The following is a 510-nucleotide window of genomic DNA, read 5'->3' on the forward strand; positions in this document are numbered from 1 at the left end:
GGTGGGCTCTCGTTCGAGCACCTTGAAATAGAGCGTGTTGAGCGTCTTTACGACCCGGGCGCCCGGTAGCATGTCCGCGACTATTTCGCTGGATGTCCTGCCTCCGAGGTCTGCCCGTCGAAAGTCTGGCGCATAGGTAAGCAGCGCGTTCGTCGCGTCGATGACGATCCGGCCACGCCAGTCGATGTCTCTTTGCTGAAGAGATTGGAGTTGTGTCCATGGCAACGCTAGTACAACAACCTCGGCCTTTGCTGCTACCTCGACCGACGCCGCTGAGGCGCGTGGACCGAAAGACTCCACCAGGGGAGCCAGCGTTTCGGGCCCGCGTCTGTTGCTCAAAACCACGGAGTGCCCACTGTGAAGCAAATGTTTCGAGTAGGTCTGCGCGAGATTAGCCGCGCCGATGAATCCGATCTTCATGGGGAGACTCCGTCAGTATTTTGCACATCATCCCGGAGGCAACAGGGTCAATGCGTCCTGCTGCGCCTCCGGCGATGAAAGCGGATTGGT

Annotated in this window: 1 protein-coding gene; it reads right to left on the bottom strand. The window is 59.0% G+C overall.

Annotated elements, in window-relative coordinates:
- Window positions 1–420: NADPH-dependent F420 reductase (locus tag U5A58_RS40495; protein WP_321965465.1), on the bottom strand; the 420-nt coding region annotated here is incomplete at its 3' end.
- Between the last annotated feature and the right edge of the window lie 90 nt (window positions 421–510).

Origin of the sequence: Paraburkholderia sp. J7 (genome assembly GCF_905220155.1) — a bacterium.
In the GTDB taxonomy this organism is placed as follows: Bacteria; Pseudomonadota; Gammaproteobacteria; order Burkholderiales; family Burkholderiaceae; genus Paraburkholderia.